This window comes from Bacteroides cellulosilyticus, assembly GCF_020091405.1.
GTDB lineage: Bacteria > Bacteroidota > Bacteroidia > Bacteroidales > Bacteroidaceae > Bacteroides.
The window spans coordinates 5,393,404-5,411,173 of the sequence record NZ_CP081903.1; the positions used below are offsets into that span (position 1 = coordinate 5,393,404).

The following is a 17,770-nucleotide window of genomic DNA, read 5'->3' on the forward strand; positions in this document are numbered from 1 at the left end:
AATGGGAAACTACAGTTTTGTATTGAGTGATGAATTGCAAAAAGAATATTGCAATTTCAAAGAAGGAAAAGTGTGTGACAGAAATCTAATTGAGAATCTTCTGCATTACTACAAACCTTCCATACTGACAAATACCAGTCAGTTAAAAAGAATTGGTAAGGATACCAGCAAACAATTGGAAACGACATTAAGGAAAAGTGGTTTTACAACACAGTCACTCGAAGATTTAGCTCAAAATACAACCTATAAAATAATATTGTGCACTGACAAAGACCATTATCCTTACGTAAACATCAATGGAGATAAAATAGAAAATAACCTAACAGCTTGTTTTTTCAAAAGAGAAAATAGGCAAAAAGCAATAGAACATATTACCGCTTTATGCAGAAAAGCGAAGAATATTTCTATTTATGATAAATATTCTTTTCTGAATGGAGCAAACATCGAACTACTAAAAAGCATTCTTCCTTTAAAAGAATTGTCCATAACCTACGATTCACAATATATAAATGTAGTGGCATTACAGGAATATTGTGCAAAATGGACATTTATAGACCGTACATTGCCCGAATATCACGATCGCTATCTGGTAGTAGACGATAAAATAGAAATCATATTAACCAGTGGATTTGACTATCTGATTAGAAATGAAAAAGAATTCACTTATATCGTTCGCCCTGTTTCAAGACAACGTTTTCTGATGTAAGGAGGAAAGATAGTTAGCTTGGAGATATTTTAAAGAATACCTCCAAGCCCCCAGAAAAACTAAAATAACAATCTGTTACCCTCGCATCAGCAATTCCGGGAATGTAAATCCTTGCATGGTATAGCAGATAAAGAAGATGGTAGCACTAACAATCCACAGAATAAGCAATGTCCATTTCAACCCGGAAACCATGGGCTGCCAATTGAATACCGGACGGAAGATTGCGAAAACAAGGCTAACCAGAGGAATACCCACTACGAGGATACCTGCAATATATAGTACGATGGCTGACAAAGGAGATGTAGGTAATACAAAATCAATAGCCGGGAACCAAGACATCAACGCTGCACCACCACCAATAGCAACTGCAATAGCGGCAAAGAGCAAAGCCACAAATACAATACCGAAAACAAACAGTACCGGACTGCAAATGATAGCCACAATAACCAGACAAATCTTCAGGAACCAGCCGACAATCATTAACAACGTATCACCGGTCCTTTGCATAGAAGTACGAGGTTTATCAGACTTCATATAATCGTTTACATTATTTGAAACTCTCTCAAAACCATCAGTTACAGTCTTTCCAATGTTCTCTACCGTAACAGCTTCGCCGCGCATATTCAACTTTTCAGTCGCCGTACGAGCTTCGGGAATCACTATCCAGCAAATGATATAGATAGGGATCAAGAACTTGAAACCAAAGATTGCGCAAAAAACAAGAATCAAACGGAACCAGGTAGAATCCCAGCCTAAATAAACACTAAGTCCCCCTATCACGCCACCCAGCATTTTATCGTCCGGATTGCGATACAAACGGCGACGGGTTGAAGTATAAGAAGAATTAGTATCACTATTCCAAGAGCCGGAACCATAACCTTCACCGGAAGCAGCATTCTCCTCCGTACCAGTTTCCATCTCTTCAGGTTTACCCATCCGATTGATTACTTCTTCTGCATCGGTTATAGTGATCACCTGAGAGCCAGCAGTCAGCTTCTCTGAAAAAAGTTCAGAGATGCGGAGTTCGATGTCATTTACAATCTCGTCAGCACCGGCTTGTCGTCTAAAGTGCAGTTTCAGATTGCATAGATAGTTATCCAAAAGGCGATAGGCGTCTTCATCAATGTGGAAAACAGTTCCGCCCAGATTTACTGTTAATGTCTTTTTCATTGCTATTCGTTTTTTAAATTTATACTGATACGAGGTTTTTAATATCCTGAATCTAATAGTTGGCTATATGATTCACTGTTTCATTCAACTCACGCCAGGAGATTTCCAACTCTCCAAGAAAAACTTCCCCTTTTGGGGTGAGCTTGTAATATTTACGTGGCGGTCCTTGTGTGGACTCTATCCATTCGTAACTTAACAGATCGTCATTCTTCAGACGAGTGAGCAAGGGGTAAAGCGTTCCTTCCACTACGATTAGCTTGGCTTCTTTAAGTTTCTGGATAATATCCGAAGCGTAGGCCGGTTCTTTGTGAAGCAGTAGCATGATGCAATACTCTAACATGCCCTTACGCATTTGCGACTTTACATTATTTACGTCCATCTCTTATTGGTTTACGATTCGACAATTTTCTATTTTACAGCAAAGATAGCAACTGATTGAAATAGAGCTTTTCTTTGTATGACACAAATATATGCATTATCTTAGTACTATGCAATACAAAGTACCTTGCATTTTATTTAATTAACACTATTATCTATTCACACCTTATTAATAAAGCGTCAGGGGAGAGAATAACATATAAGAGAAAAATGTATCTTTGCGGAAAAGATATAAATACAACGAACTATGTTAACTATCAGAAAAGCAACTACAGCCGATTGTGAGTTGATCCATAAACTTGCATGGCAGATATTTCCGGAGACTTACAAGGATATACTTTCACCGGAGCAAAACGATTATATGATGGAATGGATGTACTCCATAGAGAACATCCGCAAGCAAATGGAAGAAGAAGGGCATGTATATTTCATTGGATACAAGGACAACGAAGTGTGTGGTTATGTATCTGTGCAACAACAAGGTGAAGACCTATTCCATTTACAGAAAATATATGTACTCCCCTCCTTTCAAGGATCACATTGCGGTAGCTTCTTATTCCATGAAGCCGTCAAATATATCAAGGAAGTACATCCCGGCCCATGCTTGATGGAATTAAATGTGAACCGCAACAACAAAGCGCTGAATTTCTATGAACGCATGGGGATGAGAAAATTGAGGGAAGGGGATTTTCCGATAGGGAACGGATATTATATGAATGACTTTATAATGGGGCTGGAAATCAATTAGAAATTAAAAAAATTAAAGGCTGCGCAGTTCAAAAGAGAACCTTGCGCAGCCTTTATCTTTTTAATTTTCAATTTCTAATTATTCCGTTACTCGTTCCAACCATTTTACCATGGCAAACATAACACCCATTGACACAAGACAAATAACAAAGAATACAGTCCAGCACTGCCAGATAGGAATCTTATTATACATCATAGGACCAAGGAATAAGAAGAGATTTCCTATCGCTGTTGCACCAAGCCACAAGCCTTGACACAAGCCCTGAATATGCTTGGGAGCTACCTTAGAAACAAATGAAAGACCAAGCGGCGAAATGAAAAGCTCAGCTACAGTCAAGAAGAAATAAACCACAATCAGCACCCACGGACCAGCCTTCAACCCTGCTTTGGCAGAGTCAGCCATCGCCTTAAACTCAGTGCCTGAAGGATAACCTTGCATTGCCGAATAAATAGTAAGGAATAAGAAGGCAAGTCCTGCAATACCCATACCAATGGCAATCTTCTTAGGAGTAGATATTTGCTGACCACGACGGGAAAGCGCACCAAAGAAGAGCATGATGAGCGGAGTAAGTACTATCACAAAGAATGGATTCACAGCCTGCCAAATTTCGGGTGCAATACTATCGGTTACTACGAAGTCGCGGGCAAAAAGTGAAAGCGACTGTCCGTTCTGGTGGAATGAGAACCAGAAGAAAATCACGATACCTAATACAGCAAACAGTGCATACAGACGTTGCTTTATCTCCTTTGCCATAGCTGCTTTCTCTGCAGGGGTATAAGTCACCGATTCTTGTTTTTCCTTCTTGCCCGGTGTAGGGAATACCTTTCGACATGCAATGAAAATGAAAAGAGAAATAAGCATAGCTACTACTGATGCTATGAATGAATAGTGGATACCTGTATTAAATACGTCAAGATATTGGGTACAGAAAACGCTCAAATCAGTTGTTACCGTACCTCCTACTTTGACAACCAGTTCATTTAGGTTAGAGAGATTATCGGAAGCCATATTGGCACCTTCCTTAATATATTGATGGCACAATGCAGGCAGATCAGCATTATACATCATGCTGTGAACCTTCAGCCACCATTCTCTAAGCAGGGGAGCAACAAAAGGTGCAATCAAACCACCAATATTGATGAATACATAGAATATCTGAAAACCAGAATCACGACGGCTCTTAGCCAGCTTCAAGGCTTCAGGTCCTTTTTTCTCAGCTTCTTTTTCAAGGTTGTCGTACATCTGACCTACGATAGCCTGTAAGTTTCCTTTAAAAAGTCCGTTACCGAAAGCAATGAAAAACAAAGAGACACAAGTCAAAGGAAGCAACCAACCAATATTTTCAGCAGTAGACAGTACAGGAATAGATAGAATGACATAACCCAATGACATCACTATCAATCCTGACATGATTGTTCCTTTATAGTTTTGCGTCCTATCGGCAATAATACCGCCTACCAAACTCAGTACATAGATACCACAATAAAAGACCGAGTAGATAATGGAACTGGTTTCGTCACTCAGGCCGAATTTGGAGCAGAGGAACAGTACCAGTACGGCATTCATGATGTAGTAGCCGAACCTTTCGCCCATATTGGAGATAGCAGCTGCCAACAGACCTTTAGGATGATTCTTGAACATAGATATAAGTTTTTAAATTAGTAATTAGATTGATTTTCGTTTATTAAATGCAAATATATACATTTTGCTGAAATAACCTGTAAAAAAGTGAAATTAGTCATGAAAAAGGATGCAAACTTCAGCATGAACCTCCTTAATTAAATCATTTGGATCAAGTTTAAGTTGCAGGCCACGCTGACCTGCGCTTATGTAGATATAAGGATAATTGAGACAAGATTCATGAATGTATGTAGGAAAAGGTTTCTTCATGCCGATAGGAGTACATCCACCACGAATATATCCCGTCAAAGGAAGTAATTCTTTCATCGGAATAAGATCACACTTCTTATTACCGGAAGCCTTAGCCGCCAATTTTAAATCTACCTCATGCTCACCGGGGATGACACATACGAAATAGCCATTCTTATCGCCATGCAGGACAAGGGTTTTGAATACCTGTTCGATATTCTCCCCCAAACTGTCCGCCACATGAATAGCGCTTAAATCGTTTTCATCCACTTCATAGGGAATGAGTTCGTATGGTATTTTGGCTTTATCCAAAAGCCTCGCCGCATTCGTTTTATTGATTTTCATAATTTATCCTTTCAATTCTTCTCGCAAAAACTTAGGGGTATATCCCTTCTTACTCTTGGCCACTTCTTCCGGTGTGCCGCAACTGAGGAGTTGCCCCCCACCCTTACCACCGTCAGGACCCATATCGATGATATAATCTGCCATCTTGATAACATCCAGATTGTGCTCGATGACAATCACTGTGTTACCTTTGTCCACCAGTTTATTAAGTACATTCATCAGTACACGAATGTCCTCGAAGTGAAGTCCGGTAGTAGGCTCATCAAGGATATAAAGGGTTTTTCCCGTATCTCGCTTGGAAAGTTCCGTAGCCAATTTCACACGTTGGCTTTCGCCGCCGGAAAGTGTGGTGGAAGATTGTCCCAACTTTATATATCCCAGACCGACTTCCTGTATCACCTTAATCTTATTCAGAATCTGCGGCACATTTTCAAAGAACTCCACCGCACGGTTAATGGTCATATCCAGTACATCAGCAATGGATTTTCCCTTGAAGCGCACTTCCAATGTCTCACGATTATAGCGTTTGCCATGACAGACTTCACAGGGTACATATACATCGGGCAGGAAGTTCATTTCAATTGTTTTGTAACCATTTCCCTGGCACGCTTCACAACGTCCGCCACTTACATTAAAGGAGAAGCGCCCCGGTTTATAACCGCGTATCTTGGCTTCCGGTAATCCTACAAACAAATTACGAATATCAGAAAAGACTCCCGTATAAGTGGCCGGATTAGAACGCGGCGTACGCCCCAACGGAGACTGATCCACATTTACCACCTTATCGATGTTTTCCAATCCTTCGATGCTATCGTATTCCAGAGGATCCTGAAGCGAGCGATAGAACTTCTGCGAAAGAATAGGTTGCAATGTTTCGTTGATAAGCGTAGATTTTCCGCTGCCGGATACACCGGTGACACAGATCAACTTACCAAGAGGAAATTCCACATCTACCCCTTTCAGGTTATTCCCCCGTGCACCACGCAGCCAAAGGCTATGTCCATTACCTTCACGACGTTTTTGGGGTATTTCTATCTCACGTTCACCATTGAGATATTGCGATGTCAGCGTATGCGTCTCCAACATTTCCTTGGGAGTTCCTGCAAAAACAACCTCACCACCCAAGCGTCCGGCTTTCGGTCCCATATCAATCACATAATCGGCAGCCATCATCATATCCTTATCATGCTCCACAACAATGACGGAGTTACCGATATCCCTCAGCTCTTTCAGAGAATGAATTAGCCGCTGGTTATCCCGCTGATGCAAGCCAATACTCGGCTCATCAAGAATATAAAGCACATTCACCAATTGCGAACCGATTTGAGTAGCCAAACGGATACGCTGGCTCTCACCGCCGGAAAGGGTTACAGAACCACGGTCAAGAGCAAGGTAATCCAGTCCCACATCCAACAGGAATTTCAAACGGGTGCGGATTTCTTTCAATATCTCGACAGCAATTTGTTTCTGTTTATTATCCAGATACTGATCGACATTCATCAACCAGTCGTAAAGCTCATTGATATCCATACAAGACAGTTCATAAATATTCTTATCATGGATACGGAAATGAAGGGCTTCTTTATTCAACCTCGCTCCTTTACATTCAGGGCATACAGCAGTCTTAGCAAATTGTTCCGCCCACTTTTGCGCAGTAGCGGAAGCATCCTTTTCCTGTAACATCTGAATATACTTCACTACTCCCTCAAACGTTACAAAGTAATCGGAGGAAGTGCCGATAAGGGAGCTTTTAATCTTAATACGTTCATCCGAACCGTAGAGAATTTCATCAATGGCTTCATCCGGCAATTCCTTAACAGGAGTCTTCAGGGTAGCTTCATATTTTTCCAATAAAGCGGCAATCTGCCAGAAAATCATGCTATTCTTGTACTTACCTAATGGAATGACAGCTCCTTCGTATATAGAAAGCTCCCGATCCGGAATCACTTTTTCCACATCAATCTGATTCACAACTCCCAATCCCTTACATTTAGGGCAAGCACCTTGCGGAGAGTTGAATGAAAAATTGTGGGGTGCCGGCTCACGGTAGGACAACCCGGTAACAGGACACATCAACCGCTTACTATAGTGACGAACATTTTCGGATTGCAAATCAAGTATCATCAACAGGCCGTCACCTTGCTGCATCGCGGTAGCCACACTGTTTTTCAGACGAACATCATCTTTATCCGTCACAACCAGCTTATCAATAACCACTTCTATATCATGATTCTTATAGCGGTCCAGCTTCATGCCGGGTAATGCCTCCCTGATTTCACCGTCTACACGAACATAGAGATACCCTTTCTTACGCACCTGTTCGAACAGTTCTTTATAATGCCCCTTACGAGTACGGACTAATGGAGCCAGAATATAAATTTTCTTGCCTTTATAATCATTCAGGATCAAATCAAGGATTTGCTCTTCAGTGTATTTTACCATTCTTTCACCCGAAAGATAAGAATAAGCTATACCGGCACGTGCATAAAGCAAACGTAAATAATCATAAATTTCCGTTGTAGTGCCGACTGTAGAGCGGGGATTCTTATTCGTCGTTTTTTGTTCAATAGAAATAACCGGACTCAATCCCGTAATCTTATCGACATCGGGACGCTCCAGATTTCCCAGGAAATTGCGGGCATACGCAGAAAATGTTTCGATATACCGACGCTGTCCTTCGGCAAAAATCGTGTCGAATGCCAAGGACGACTTGCCGCTTCCGCTCAGTCCCGTAATAACGGTAAGGCTGTTACGGGGAATTTCCGCATCGATATTTTTTAGATTGTGCACGCGCGCACCATATACATTGATGTATTCTGTTTCTTCTGTCATTTATCTTAATATATTAATATCACTTTTAATCTTGTAATTAACTCCATCTGCTCCCTCCGCTTCTACCACTATAAAATAAACACCTTCAGGGACATTCTTTCCATGCGCAGTACCATCCCATCCTGCATCAATATTCTGCAATCCCCAGCGGTAAAGTTCCTGTCCCCAACGATTGAAAACATACGCATTGAAGCGAACCAGCGACTTGTGCTTTACACGAAACACATCATTCACTCCGTCGCCATTAGGCGAAAAAGCATTCGGCACTTTAAGCTCCGATTCAGTAATGCGGATCATAAAAGTACCGGAAATATTCGTTTCTTCCGTCTCAATATCCGTTATAATCAGACGGACATAAAACATACCTGACTCCTGAAAACTATAAATAGTTTCAGCATCAAAACGTGTCAGAAAGATATCGTTGAAAGCAGCGTCGCGAGAAAAATTCCACTCATAACGCAGATTTACCGTTTCGTCCGATTCTCCTCCGGAATCTTCGTCTCTCCACACGAATCGGAATTCAAGAGGAGCAGCACCGGTATATGTATCATCTGGCGAAATGGTAACTTTCTCTTCAGGAATTGCTCCGTTTTCAGAAAGCAAGATTGCCACGGGAGACATATCCAACAGTTCTGTCTTTCCCCCGTCAGCCCACACCGGTAAATATCCAAGCAGCAACATTGCTGCACAACCGATATATGAAAACAATCCGCATCGCATAATACCTGCAAAAATAACGGTTTCCAAGCGAATATCAGCGGATACATCGGATTTTTCAGTTTTAAAATGCACAATATTATTTCTTAACGCATTCCTTTCGTTAATTTTAGGCAAAATTCTTACCTTTGCAGCTACTTTGGGAAATTGTAAACGTAAACCAACGATATCGAATGAGAACGATTAACCGGATTTTCTGCTCCTTGCTGCTTGCCGGTGCATGCAGTCTCGGAGCTATTGCGCAAGAGAACCAGTCATATTTTCTGCATACCATTGAAAAAGGGCAAAGCCTTTATTCCATATCCAGTATGTATGGTGTCACACAGTCGGACATCGTGAAGTTGAATCCAGGAAGCGATGAAAAAATATTTGTAGGACGCACTCTCCGTATTCCACGGACAGCTGCCAATACTCAGACAGAGACCTTTCACACCATAGCACAAGGCGAGACGCTCTATCGGCTAACCGTCAAGTACGGTGTGTCTGCCAAAGCCATTTGTGATGCCAATCCCGGACTGAGTGCGGAAAACTTCCGCATCGGGCAGGTAATACGCATACCTTCTGCCAGCGAAACCGATGTGGTTACCACTGAAAATGTTACAGAGGTTGCCATCCCCACTATCCAAGGCCCCGTACAATCACGTTGCCGGGATATGCATAAGGTAAAACGGAAAGAAACCGTATACAGCATCAGTCGTGAATATGGCATCTCAGAGGCAGAATTAATAGCTGCCAACCCTGAATTGCAAGGTGAAGATAAGATTAAAAAAGGTACTTTCCTATGTATCCCTTATCCTACCGCACAAGTAGAGAAACCCGCGCAACCACAGGTAGCACCCAGCAACAGTGAATTATTCAGCGAAAATAAAAAAGAAACAGAACGCTTCAGCACTATCAAAGCCGCTCTTATCCTTCCTTTCCTGGATGTTTCCAAAAGTGAAGCGGCACGCATGGTAGAATACTACGAAGGATTCCTCATGGCCGTAGACAGTTTGAAACGCAGTGGAGTTTCCATTGATCTATACACTTACAACTCAGGACCTGAGAATGCGTCTCTGAACTCCATTCTTTCCAAAAAAGAAATGAAAGATATGGATATTATCTTTGGGCCGTTACACCAGCAGCAAGTCAAACCTTTGGCAGATTTTGCACAGAAGAATGATATCCGACTGGTAGTACCGTTTACCTCCAAAGACAATAACGTATTCCGCAATCCGTCCATTTATCAGATTAATACTCCTCAATCATACCTTTATTCTGAAGTGTACGATCACTTTGTACGTCAGTTCCCGAATGCTAACGTAATCTTTATAGAAGCCAGCACGGGCACAAAAGATAAAGTAGAATTTATCAAAGGTCTGAAAGACGAACTGAAAAACCGCTCCATTCCTATGAAATCATTGAAAGAGGATGCAACGGTAGAATCTCTGAAAACAGTATTACGTACCGACCGGGAAAATATATTCATTCCCACTTCGGGAAACAATATGACTTTGATAAAGATACTTCCCCAATTGACTTTGTTGGTTCGCGATAATCCGGAAAGCAATATTCATTTGTTCGGTTATCCGGAATGGCAAACTTATACAAAAGATCACTTGGAAGCATTCTTCGAACTGGATACTTACTTCTATTCATCATTCTATACCAACAACCTGTTACCTGCCGCCATCAATTTCACGAAGAGTTATCGCAGATGGTACGGTAAGGAAATGGACGAACGCTATCCCAAATTCGGAATGTTGGGCTTCGATACCGGCTATTTCTTCCTGAAAGGTCTGTCGCGTTATGGTTCTGAATTAGAAAAGAACATGCAACGCATGGATCTGGTGCCTATCCAGACCGGATTCAAATTCCAACGTGTAAACAATTGGGGTGGATTCATCAACAAGAAAGTATTCTTTGTACGTTTCACCAAGAATTATGAGTTGGTAAAACTGGATTATGATTGATTACAGAAGTTTTAAATCCAAAGACAATGAAGATGAAAAATAGTATAGGGGCTGTCTTGTTGCTTGCCGCATGGGCTTTGCCCAGTCATGCACAGATTGGCGAACAACGCCAGAATTTTGCAGTAGGCTTCAACGGTGGTATCAATATCAATAGCGTCAGCTTCTCTCCTACGGTCCGGCAAAAAAGCCTGATGGGTATCAACGGAGGCTTAACAGCACGCTATATCTCCGAGAAATACTTCAGCATGATTTGTGGCGCACAAGTCGAACTGAACTTTTCTCAACATGGTTGGAGTGAATTCGATGAAGATCACCCCGAACTGGAATATATACGCAAGATGAATTATGTAGAAATACCGCTTCTGGCACATCTGGCATTCGGCAGAGACCGTGGAGTGCAGTTTTTCGTTCATGCAGGTCCGCAAATAGGCTTTTTTATCAGCGATACCAGGAAGAAGAATGACGCATGGAACAACTATACCTCTACTCCTGAGCAACACGATAAGAATGTAGAAAACAAATTCGATTATGGTATTACCGGTGGTGCCGGATTGGAACTACGTACCAAAGCCGGTAATTTCCTTGTAGAGGGCAGGTACTACTATGCCCTGTCCGACTTTTACAAAAGTACCAAGAAAGACTATTTCTCCCGTTCAGCACACGGCACTATAGTAGCGAAAATAACCTATCTGTTTGATCTCAAAAAATAAATTACCTAATACGGAAGAATAAATTACTCAATACAGAAAAATAAATTCCCCAATACAAGATAAAAGAAACGTCCCGAGACTTCTGTACGAAATCCCGGGACGTTTCTCTTTTATCTGCTTTCTCTTATTTTCTCAATCTGAAACTATCCGCTGCTTTCACCATTACTTCATCACGATAAATAGCACGGAAAGACAAATAATTCAAAACAATAGAAATCGCGGGGAGACAAAGCGCCCAACCTAATTGGAAAGACATTGCATCCAAATCATCTTTCAACATAAACATAAATACGAAAAATGCCGCATAATATCCAATCAATAAAATACTGTTGAATACCGTCATACGAACTTGCAACATCCGGTTACGAAACAGGAAAATAGTACAGAATGCCACAACAGTACTCAAAAACAAAATTCCAAATAATCCCCATGTAGATTGAAAGGCATCACTTGCCAACGTCACACCCAATGGCTTAAAAACAAATGCAGTAACTCCATCCGAAGCTATAAATTGCCCTACCGGCAAACACATAGCCGCTATCAGCAAGCCTGTCACAATCAATAAATAGACAGATTGAATTCGTTGTATCATAGTTCTTTTTCTTTGTTAAAGCAACAAAGGTGTGCCTAAGTAAACTTTACTCGGGCACACCTTTGCAGTAATTTCATTTACTGTAATTTTTCTTTTTCTTTAGCCGGGTTACGATAGTAGATCTTACCTTCAACGTACTCTTGCGTTGCGATCAATGTCGGCTTCGGCAATTTCTCATAATAGCGTGAAATTTCAATCTGCTCCCGATTTTCGAATACCTCTTCCAGGTTGTCATTATAGGAAGCAAACTCTGACAGCTTCTTGGAAAGATCACTTTTGATTTCCACACTGATCTGATTTGCACGCTTACCTATAATAGATACGGTTTCGTACACGTTACCGGTATCTGCACACAACTCCATCATATCACGGGTAACCGTGCTGCTGGGAGCATTAGTTTTCTTGTAATCCATAAATATCTAAATTAATATTATCCTAACTCTGTTTATCTTCATTCAATATCTTCTCTGAATCTTTAAAGATTCTATCGGCTTCCTTCATATATTTACTTTCAGGAAACTCGTTCTTGAAAGCGTAATATTCATCCACCGTTTCACGATAACGCTCTGCTCTCTTATCTTCCACACTATATATGGCCATTTCATATTTGGCACGCAAGATAAGAATAGAGAGGTCTTCGCGAAGGTTTGTATAAGGATAGTCCTTCAAAGCGTTTTGTGCAGTAATCACACAAGACTGATAATTGTTTCCTAGGTAATTACCCAAGTTATAGTACAATTTAGCTGAAAGATATTCTTTCATCACCAATTTATCCTGCAACTTAAATATCATATCCTGAGCTTCTTCCTTCTTTGAACTTTGCGGGAAGTACTCCATGAACATTTGTAATTGCTGAATAGCGGCATAAGTACCAGACTGGTCAAGACGGGGTTCAGGGGTATCCAGATACAATGCTTTTCCTGCATGGAAACGCGCCAGTTCGGTAAACGTACCGCGAGGATATACATTAAAATATTGAACGAATGTTTGGGCGGCTGTCTGATAGTCTTTCTGATTATAATAGCTCATACCCAGCATATAGAGGGACTCCTCTGCCTTGTCCGTACCCTTAAGGATAGCAATTAACTCATTAAGCAATGTTGCAGCACGATTATACTGTCCTTTTGCGAAGTAGTTCTTTGCCGCCTCATACTTATACTCATAGTCGGTGCTCTTTAACAGCTTATTGTATTCTCCACACGAGGAGAGCAACACTGCCGCAAGCAAAGTTATTAAGATATTCTTCTTCATTCTTAGCTTTTCAAATAATGTGCAAAGATAAAGGTTCGCACCGAATAAACCAATGATACGAACCTTAATTTTTCAAAAACCAGGAAATGACCGACAAACGCCAATCAATTCACGACGAACCGGGATAATGAACAGTCTGAAAAAACAGTCATTACAATTTATACAAATCGCTCGCCGCAAGCAAATCTACTTTCTTTTCAGTCAGTACACGGATACAGTTTTCCATATCGTTGGGACGAATAATGACATTCGCCGTTTCACCATTGGCAAATGAATACATATATTCAATGAAAACACCCTCATCGGACAAAAAACGCAGGACTTTTGACAGCGAACCCGGAATATTAGGACAATTAATGCCCACCACATCCGTCACATTCACAGCAAAATGATTATCTTTTAAAGCTTTATATGCCTTATCCGGTTCAGATACAATACCACGAAGAATACCAAAATCAGCATTCTCAGCAATACAGAGAGCGGAAAGATTGACACCTTCTTTCGCAAGCACTTCAGTCACTTCTGTCAGACGACCGGACTTATTCTCAAGGAAAATAGAAAGTTGTTTTGCTACCATAAGTTTAAATATTAAAATATGAAGTATTAAATATGAGGTATGAAGTATTAAATATGAAGTATTAAATATGAAGTATTAAGTATGAGGTATTAAGCGTTTAGCATGAAGTATTAGCACTCGCGAAGTAGTGATTTATACTTAATACCTAATACCTAATACTTCATATTTAGCCCTTCATATTTTTACAGTTTCCGATTATCAATCACACGTTTAGCTTTACCCACACTACGTTCGATGCTGCGAGGTTCTACCAGACGGACATCCACACCCAGTCCCAGGACACTTTGAAGACGACCGGCCAATTTTTTCTTTAATGCCAGCATCTTGTTGATTTCATCAGAGTAGTATTCCGGACGCACTTCAACCTGTAATTCCATGGTATCGGTATTATTCTTACGATCCACAATCAAAAGATAATGCGGTTCAAATTCCTCCATTTCAAGGATGACAGACTCTATCTGAGTCGGGAATACATTGACACCACGGATAATGAGCATATCGTCACTACGGCCAAGAATACGATCCATACGAACCAGCGTACGTCCACAAGTACATTTGTCATAATGCAAGGCGGTAAGATCCTTGGTACGGTAACGCAACAGGGGCATACCTTCTTTGGTCAAATGGGTGAATACAAGTTCGCCTGTCTCACCGGGAGCAGCCGGTTCCAAGGTATTCGGATTGATAATTTCAGGGAAATAATGGTCTTCGTTAAGGTGAGTACCATGCTGACATTCACACTCATAACCTACACCGGGACCAGCTATCTCACTCAATCCATAGATGTCATAGGCTTTAATGCCCAGTTTTTCTTCAATCTCATTACGCATATTCTCTGTCCAGGGTTCTGCACCGAAAGCCCCTATTTTCAGTTTGAATTCTTCGCGGGGCAAACCGGAATCTTTAATGGCATCCGCCAGATAGAGAGCATAAGATGGCGTACAACAAAGTACCGTAGAACCAAAATCATGCATTAAAGTAATTTGCTTTTCCGTGTTTCCGCTTGACATCGGAATTACGGAAGCACCTATATTCTCAGCACCTGCATGAGCACCCAGCCCGCCTGTAAACAAGCCATACCCGTAGGCTACATGAAAAAAGTCGGAACTATCCGCACCATAAGCCGTAAAAGCACGCGAAAGACATTCTGCCCAAGACGAAAGGTCCTTGCGGGTATATCCCACTACGGTGGGCTTACCTGTAGTACCGGACGAGGCATGAATACGTACGATCTGGCTCATAGGTACGGCACAAAGTCCGAAAGGATAATTATCGCGCAAGTCATATTTGGTAGTAAAAGGGAGTTTCACGATATCATCTATACTATTAATATCGTCCGGGGTGATTCCCAGTTCCTGCATTTTCTTACGGTAGAAAGGAGTGTTGTGATAAACATGCTCCACGATCTTTTTGAGGCGAATGCTTTGGATTTTACGGAGGCTTTCACGATCCATACATTCGATGCTTTCATTCCAAATCATGTCTTTGTTGTATTACATTGATGGTTATTATTAATTCTTATTTCCTGCAAAGGAATAAAAAAATTTTGTTTATCTCAAGTATTTTCCCGAATATTGCCGACCATAAGGAGAGAAAATGAATAAATTTGAATTAACATCCGCCTATAAGCCCACCGGTGATCAGCCGGAAGCTATTGCAGAGCTCACTGAGGGCGTACTTCAGGGAGTTCCGGCACAAACTTTACTTGGTGTCACCGGTTCGGGAAAGACGTTCACCATAGCCAATGTTATTGCTAACATCAATAAACCAACGTTAATATTAAGCCATAATAAAACGTTGGCCGCACAACTTTACAGTGAATTTAAGTCTTTCTTCCCCAATAATGCCGTAGAATACTACGTTTCTTATTATGATTATTATCAGCCGGAAGCTTATCTTCCGTCTTCTGATACCTATATAGAAAAGGACCTTGCCATCAATGATGAAATAGACAAACTGCGCCTTGCCGCCACTTCTTCCCTACTCTCGGGCCGGAAAGATGTAGTGGTCGTGTCTTCCGTATCCTGCATCTATGGTATGGGAAATCCGTCCGACTTCTATAACAATGTGATAGAAGTACAGCAAGGAAAGGCATTCAGCCGGAACGTTTTCCTACGCCGTTTGGTGGACAGTCTTTATGTACGCAATGACATTGACCTGAATCGTGGTAACTTCCGTGTGAAAGGAGATACGGTAGACATTTATCTGGCGTATGCCGATAATCTGCTACGTATCATTTTCTGGGGAGATGACGTAGACAGCATCGAAGAAGTAGATCCGATAAGCGGTGTTACCATCGCCCGCTTTGATGCATATAAGATATATCCCGCTAATCTGTTCATGACCACTAAGGAAGCCACTCTGCGAGCCATTCACGAAATTGAAGACGACTTGCACAAGCAAGTGCAATGGTTTGAAAATGAAGGACGTCCCTTTGAAGCGAAACGTCTTCAGGAGCGGGTTACCTATGATATGGAAATGATACGCGAATTAGGGCACTGTTCAGGCATAGAAAACTATTCGCGCTATTTCGATGGGCGTAAGGCCGGTAGTCGTCCTTACTGTTTATTGGATTTCTTCCCGGAAGATTTTCTGATTGTCATTGATGAAAGCCACGTAAGTGTACCGCAGATTCGAGCCATGTATGGGGGCGACCGTGCACGTAAAATAAACCTTGTGGAATATGGTTTCCGTCTTCCGGCCGCCATGGACAATCGTCCGTTGAAGTTCGAAGAATTTGCGGAAATGGCAAAACAAGTGATTTATGTGAGTGCGACACCTGCCGACTATGAACTTATCCAGTCGGAAGGTATAGTTGTGGAACAAGTAATTCGTCCTACCGGATTGTTAGATCCTATAATCGAAGTACGTCCCAGCCATAACCAGATAGATGATCTCATGGAGGAAATCCAGATACGGATCGAGAAGAACGAACGCACACTGGTAACAACACTTACCAAGAGAATGGCGGAAGAGTTAACAGAATTCTTACTGAATAACGATGTGAAGTGTAACTACATCCACAGTGATGTAGATACCTTGGAGCGCGTAAAGATTATGAGTGATTTGCGTGAAGGCATCTATGACGTCCTTATCGGTGTCAACCTGCTGCGTGAAGGGCTGGATTTACCGGAAGTGTCACTTGTAGCCATTCTTGATGCAGATAAGGAAGGTTTCCTACGCTCTCACCGCTCGCTGACTCAGACTGCCGGACGTGCCGCCCGAAATGTAAACGGAATGGTCATCATGTATGCCGACCGTATCACCGATAGTATGCGACTGACGATTGATGAAACGAACCGTCGCCGCGAAAAGCAGTTGAAATATAATGAAGAACATGGCATTACGCCTCAACAAATCAAGAAAGGGAAGAATCTGAATGTATTTGCATCAAATGCTCCAACAGAAGACAGTTATATCGAAAAAGGAGCGACGATCACTCCCCGCCCCTACATCGAACAAGAAAGCTCTGCTCATATTGCCGCCGATCCGATTGTACAATACATGTCTCGCCCGCAATTGGAAAAGAGCATCGAACGTACCAGAAAGCTTATGCAGGAAGCTGCCAAGAAGCTTGACTTCATTGAAGCGGCACAATATCGTGACGAATTACTGAAAATGGAAGATATGCTGAAAGAAAAAGTCTAATACCACTTTTCTTAAAATAGCCCCCGCCTTTTCTTAAAATAAATAGAGAAAGCGGGGGTTTCCACTAATAAGTGTTATTAAACATACTTTTTTTCTTGGATAATTTGCAGTTATCCTGAAAGTACGTATCTTTGCACTGTGTTTTTCATAGTATTAGATTTAAGGTTAACAAAGGTTGGAGTACAGCGGTACTCCTTTTTTTATGCCCATACATCTGGTATGCACTGAAAAAACAGACAGCAGACTATCAATATATGATAAAACACTATCAATTC

Annotated in this window: 16 protein-coding genes; 5 read left to right on the plus strand and 11 right to left on the minus strand. The window is 41.4% G+C overall.

The features are described from left to right. The first annotated feature begins 1 nt into the window (after position 1). Positions 2–706: a hypothetical protein gene (locus K6V21_RS20500; protein ID WP_224319713.1), complete on the plus strand. Its 705-nt coding sequence runs from the start codon at positions 2–4 to the stop codon at positions 704–706. Between the two features lie 75 nt (positions 707–781). Here the strand turns inward: K6V21_RS20500 and K6V21_RS20505 are convergent, their stop codons facing one another. Both K6V21_RS20505 and K6V21_RS20510 read right to left on the minus strand, forming a co-directional pair. Then, a complete protein-coding gene (locus K6V21_RS20505; RefSeq protein WP_224319714.1) occupies positions 782–1,876 on the minus strand; it encodes a PspC domain-containing protein in 1,095 nt (364 codons plus the stop codon). Between the two features lie 52 nt (positions 1,877–1,928). Beyond that, the gene (locus tag K6V21_RS20510; protein ID WP_007213892.1) at positions 1,929–2,255 is read right to left on the minus strand and encodes a PadR family transcriptional regulator; all 327 of its coding nucleotides are present in this window, start codon (positions 2,253–2,255) and stop codon (positions 1,929–1,931) included. A 246-nt stretch (positions 2,256–2,501) separates the two neighbouring features. On the opposite strand from K6V21_RS20510, the gene K6V21_RS20515 reads away from it, so the two are divergent. Further along, positions 2,502–3,002, plus strand: coding sequence for a GNAT family N-acetyltransferase (locus K6V21_RS20515; RefSeq protein ID WP_224319715.1), 501 nt, complete (start codon positions 2,502–2,504; stop codon positions 3,000–3,002). Between the two features lie 78 nt (positions 3,003–3,080). Here K6V21_RS20515 and K6V21_RS20520 read toward each other — a convergent pair whose 3' ends face one another. The 4 genes from K6V21_RS20520 to K6V21_RS20535 all read right to left on the minus strand — a co-directional run bounded on the left by K6V21_RS20520 (position 3,081) and on the right by K6V21_RS20535 (position 8,840). Continuing rightward, positions 3,081–4,643 (minus strand): peptide MFS transporter, encoded by a 1,563-nt coding sequence (locus tag K6V21_RS20520; protein ID WP_217715755.1) that lies wholly within the window; start codon positions 4,641–4,643, stop codon positions 3,081–3,083. 93 nt (positions 4,644–4,736) lie between these two features. After that, positions 4,737–5,216: a Cys-tRNA(Pro) deacylase gene (gene ybaK / locus K6V21_RS20525; RefSeq protein ID WP_044270263.1), complete on the minus strand. Its 480-nt coding sequence runs from the start codon at positions 5,214–5,216 to the stop codon at positions 4,737–4,739. A gap of 3 nt (positions 5,217–5,219) precedes the next feature. Then, complete coding sequence (gene uvrA / locus K6V21_RS20530) at positions 5,220–8,048, minus strand: excinuclease ABC subunit UvrA (RefSeq protein WP_217715756.1); 2,829 nt, start codon at positions 8,046–8,048, stop codon at positions 5,220–5,222. Then, complete coding sequence (locus K6V21_RS20535) at positions 8,049–8,840, minus strand: gliding motility-associated C-terminal domain-containing protein (protein WP_224319716.1); 792 nt, start codon at positions 8,838–8,840, stop codon at positions 8,049–8,051. It lies immediately after the preceding gene. 98 nt (positions 8,841–8,938) lie between these two features. Here K6V21_RS20535 and K6V21_RS20540 point away from each other — a divergent pair, with 98 nt between their 5' ends. After that, positions 8,939–10,717 (plus strand): LysM peptidoglycan-binding domain-containing protein, encoded by a 1,779-nt coding sequence (locus tag K6V21_RS20540; protein ID WP_217715758.1) that lies wholly within the window; start codon positions 8,939–8,941, stop codon positions 10,715–10,717. A 26-nt stretch (positions 10,718–10,743) separates the two neighbouring features. Beyond that, complete coding sequence (locus K6V21_RS20545; RefSeq protein WP_044270335.1) at positions 10,744–11,427, plus strand: porin family protein; 684 nt, start codon at positions 10,744–10,746, stop codon at positions 11,425–11,427. A gap of 124 nt (positions 11,428–11,551) precedes the next feature. Here K6V21_RS20545 and K6V21_RS20550 read toward each other — a convergent pair whose 3' ends face one another. From K6V21_RS20550 to K6V21_RS20570, 5 genes are all read right to left on the minus strand, one after another. Beyond that, positions 11,552–12,019 carry a DUF4293 domain-containing protein gene (locus tag K6V21_RS20550; protein ID WP_044270268.1) on the minus strand — a complete coding sequence of 156 codons (468 nt, stop codon included), beginning with the start codon at positions 12,017–12,019 and terminating at the stop codon, positions 11,552–11,554. A gap of 77 nt (positions 12,020–12,096) precedes the next feature. Then, complete coding sequence (locus tag K6V21_RS20555) at positions 12,097–12,432, minus strand: DNA-directed RNA polymerase subunit omega (RefSeq protein WP_007213882.1); 336 nt, start codon at positions 12,430–12,432, stop codon at positions 12,097–12,099. Positions 12,433–12,454: 22 nt separating this feature from the next. Continuing rightward, complete coding sequence (locus tag K6V21_RS20560; RefSeq protein ID WP_007213881.1) at positions 12,455–13,270, minus strand: outer membrane protein assembly factor BamD; 816 nt, start codon at positions 13,268–13,270, stop codon at positions 12,455–12,457. Positions 13,271–13,421: 151 nt separating this feature from the next. Next, positions 13,422–13,847 carry an amino acid-binding protein gene (locus K6V21_RS20565; RefSeq protein WP_007213880.1) on the minus strand — a complete coding sequence of 142 codons (426 nt, stop codon included), beginning with the start codon at positions 13,845–13,847 and terminating at the stop codon, positions 13,422–13,424. A 182-nt stretch (positions 13,848–14,029) separates the two neighbouring features. Further along, positions 14,030–15,328: a phenylacetate--CoA ligase family protein gene (locus tag K6V21_RS20570; RefSeq protein WP_007213879.1), complete on the minus strand. Its 1,299-nt coding sequence runs from the start codon at positions 15,326–15,328 to the stop codon at positions 14,030–14,032. A gap of 115 nt (positions 15,329–15,443) precedes the next feature. Here K6V21_RS20570 and uvrB point away from each other — a divergent pair, with 115 nt between their 5' ends. Next, positions 15,444–17,495, plus strand: a complete 2,052-nt coding sequence (gene uvrB / locus K6V21_RS20575; RefSeq protein WP_007213878.1) for an excinuclease ABC subunit UvrB — start codon at positions 15,444–15,446, stop codon at positions 17,493–17,495. Positions 17,496–17,770: the final 275 nt, after the last annotated feature.

Coding starts and splice junctions, on each gene's coding strand:
- K6V21_RS20500 (WP_224319713.1), top strand. CDS start 2: ATGGGAAACTACAGTTTTGTATTGAGTGATGAATTGCAAAAAGAATAT.
- K6V21_RS20505 (WP_224319714.1), bottom strand. CDS start 1,876: ATGAAAAAGACATTAACAGTAAATCTGGGCGGAACTGTTTTCCACATT.
- K6V21_RS20510 (WP_007213892.1), bottom strand. CDS start 2,255: ATGGACGTAAATAATGTAAAGTCGCAAATGCGTAAGGGCATGTTAGAG.
- K6V21_RS20515 (WP_224319715.1), top strand. CDS start 2,502: ATGTTAACTATCAGAAAAGCAACTACAGCCGATTGTGAGTTGATCCAT.
- K6V21_RS20520 (WP_217715755.1), bottom strand. CDS start 4,643: ATGTTCAAGAATCATCCTAAAGGTCTGTTGGCAGCTGCTATCTCCAAT.
- ybaK (WP_044270263.1), bottom strand. CDS start 5,216: ATGAAAATCAATAAAACGAATGCGGCGAGGCTTTTGGATAAAGCCAAA.
- uvrA (WP_217715756.1), bottom strand. CDS start 8,048: ATGACAGAAGAAACAGAATACATCAATGTATATGGTGCGCGCGTGCAC.
- K6V21_RS20540 (WP_217715758.1), top strand. CDS start 8,939: ATGAGAACGATTAACCGGATTTTCTGCTCCTTGCTGCTTGCCGGTGCA.
- K6V21_RS20545 (WP_044270335.1), top strand. CDS start 10,744: ATGAAGATGAAAAATAGTATAGGGGCTGTCTTGTTGCTTGCCGCATGG.
- K6V21_RS20550 (WP_044270268.1), bottom strand. CDS start 12,019: ATGATACAACGAATTCAATCTGTCTATTTATTGATTGTGACAGGCTTG.
- K6V21_RS20555 (WP_007213882.1), bottom strand. CDS start 12,432: ATGGATTACAAGAAAACTAATGCTCCCAGCAGCACGGTTACCCGTGAT.
- K6V21_RS20560 (WP_007213881.1), bottom strand. CDS start 13,270: ATGAAGAAGAATATCTTAATAACTTTGCTTGCGGCAGTGTTGCTCTCC.
- K6V21_RS20565 (WP_007213880.1), bottom strand. CDS start 13,847: ATGGTAGCAAAACAACTTTCTATTTTCCTTGAGAATAAGTCCGGTCGT.
- K6V21_RS20570 (WP_007213879.1), bottom strand. CDS start 15,328: ATGATTTGGAATGAAAGCATCGAATGTATGGATCGTGAAAGCCTCCGT.
- uvrB (WP_007213878.1), top strand. CDS start 15,444: ATGAATAAATTTGAATTAACATCCGCCTATAAGCCCACCGGTGATCAG.